Consider the following 2,330-nt stretch of genomic DNA (forward strand, 5'->3'; position numbering starts at 1 on the left):
GTGTTATTTTATCTATTTTATTCATTATTGCTTTGTTTTCTTCTTTAAAAATCCTTGCAAATATTCAAGTCGCTACTATAAAGGGTTGGTTTAGTGATTCAATTGCAATAAATAAAGTATTTGCTGAAGAAAATAAAACGATCACAAATGAGAGCATAATGATTACGATGGCAAAAAACATCGAACATAATACGAATTGGAATAATTATAAAAAGGTAACAGTTACTGCAACTGGTTATACAGCTGGAAGAGAATCGACAGGAAAAAGTCCTAAAGATCATTCATATGGAATTACTTATTCAGGTGTGGAAGTAAAGAGGGATTTATTTTCAACCATTGCAGCCGACTTAAACGTATTTCCGATAGGAACCGTATTATTTATTCCTGGGTATGGATATGGAGTAGTAGCAGATAAAGGTGCAGCTGTAAAGGGACATCATCTGGATTTATATTTTCAAACTGTTGGAGATGTATTTGAGCATTGGGGAAAAAAGAAATTAGCAGTTTATATAATAAAGCAAGGGTCAGGAAGATTTACTGAATCGGATCTTAAAGAATTGAATGAACAAAATTCGTTACAAGTATTTAGACAGCAATCAAAGAATCAAATTGGAGAATAGATTATGGAAAAAATAAATTATAGCTTAACCATTAATGCGCCAATCGAAGCTGTTTTTGAAGTTGTTGATTCAGATGAGCATATAAAAAAGTGGATGGATGGTTTCATAGAGAATAAGTATGACGAAAATTTTAATAGAGAAAAACCAGTAGGTCATAAGTTTAAGCAAAAGTTAGAAGAAGATGGGGAAATTCGAGAATATGATGGTGAAATCATTTCTTATAGCCCGCCAAAAGAATTAGGTATTCGATTAAAGCATACTAATTTTACAGCCGATGCGGTCTATCGTTTTTTTTCTGTTGAATCAAATCAAACCCGCTTAGATTATGAATGTAGCTTGGAAATGTCTTCAGTAGTAGCTAAAATGACGGGCTTCATATTCAGTTGGTTCACTAAACGAATTGTAGTAAAACAAATGAGTAGTTTAAAAGAATATGCAGAAAAGCGATTTGATGGTGTACTATAAAAACATGCCCCTTGCATTAATAGCAAGGGGTTTACAACGTTAATAGGATATTTATTTTGAATAAAAGGAAAATCTTTTCATTATCTCGAATTTAAAATAAGTAAAATTTTATAATAAAATAGAAATTGTAAAACAATCTTTTGTTCAAACAAGTAAAACGAAAACAGAGTTGTATAAAGTGAGTAAGCTTTAATGGAGAGGTGGAGGCGTAATGGAAGAGAAAATGACCTTAATGCATGCTTTAGGCATGACGATAGAGTCTGTTGAAGAAGGCAAAGTAGTGATGAAAATGGAGGTAACGGAAAAAGTACATCAACCGTTTGGGTATTTACACGGTGGTGCTTCAGTCGCTTTAGCTGAAACAGTTGCGAGTGTAGGAACGTTTTCGATGATTGATCAAGAGAATCAACTTGCTTTTGGCCTTGAAATAAACGCAAATCATTTACGATCTGTTCGTGATGGTGTCGTTACAGCAATCGGAACTGCAATACATACAGGTAAAACGACAATGGTTTGGGATATAAAAATTTATTCCGAGGATGAGCAGTTAGTTTGTATCTCGAGATGTACAGTTGCGATTAAAGATAAACGAAATTAACATAAAGAGCTGCTAAATTACGATAGTAATTTAGCAGTTTTTTATGACCGAGGATATCAAGCTAAAGATACTTGTTAAATGGATCAGTCAGGTTTTTTAAATATTAAAATCTAATTTAAAATGACTTTTTCTAAAAAGAAAAAATAGAAACTCATCAATTTTATCTTAAACTTATGGTAAAATAATTAAGTTGTGTATATAAAATTTCGAAGATAAGTGAGACATCCTCTAATTAAGGATTTAGAAATTTCTTGAGATAGAGAAGAAAGGAGACATTCGATGAAAAATATATATTACACAGGCTTTAATGCACTTTTATCAATTATTATGTTTACGGTCGCCATTACATTAAACTTCTTTCAAATGACTATAAACTTTTTATCAGTATCTGGTATTCTACAACCACTTACAGATCTACTTCCAGAGAAGGAAATTAGAATCCTTACATTTCTAGGTATAGCATTTCTTTTCTATTTAGTTTTGAGTGGATTCAAATTAATTTCTGATATGATCTGGCAATTTGCGCTACTACTATTCTCAAAGGACAATGAAGGAGTAGACTTATTAGCAACAAAGAAATATTCTTTCGTCTTTTTAATAGGTGGATTAATTGCTATCTTTTTAAATAAATCTTTAGTGTATATTGC

4 protein-coding genes are annotated in these 2,330 nt (G+C 31.6%); all 4 read left to right on the forward strand.

The window, feature by feature from the left end; genetic code table 11:
• The first annotated feature begins 5 nt into the window (after nt 1-5).
• Entirely contained in the window at nt 6-620 is a 615-nt protein-coding gene (locus CN514_RS16170) for a 3D domain-containing protein (RefSeq protein ID WP_286141720.1), read from the forward strand.
• A 3-nt stretch (nt 621-623) separates the two neighbouring features.
• Complete coding sequence (locus CN514_RS16175; protein ID WP_069034806.1) at nt 624-1,085, forward strand: SRPBCC family protein; 462 nt, start codon at nt 624-626, stop codon at nt 1,083-1,085.
• A gap of 211 nt (nt 1,086-1,296) precedes the next feature.
• The gene (locus CN514_RS16180) at nt 1,297-1,683 is read left to right on the forward strand and encodes a PaaI family thioesterase (protein WP_286141718.1); all 387 of its coding nucleotides are present in this window, start codon (nt 1,297-1,299) and stop codon (nt 1,681-1,683) included.
• 279 nt (nt 1,684-1,962) lie between these two features.
• On the forward strand, nt 1,963-2,330 hold a 368-nt coding region (locus CN514_RS16185; protein WP_098233471.1), incomplete at its 3' end, for a DUF5366 family protein.

This window comes from Bacillus sp. AFS001701 (genome assembly GCF_002559405.1).
Classification (GTDB): Bacteria; Bacillota; Bacilli; order Bacillales; family Bacillaceae_G; genus Gottfriedia.

Coding starts and splice junctions, on each gene's coding strand:
- CN514_RS16175 (WP_069034806.1), top strand. CDS start 624: ATGGAAAAAATAAATTATAGCTTAACCATTAATGCGCCAATCGAAGCT.
- CN514_RS16180 (WP_286141718.1), top strand. CDS start 1,297: ATGGAAGAGAAAATGACCTTAATGCATGCTTTAGGCATGACGATAGAG.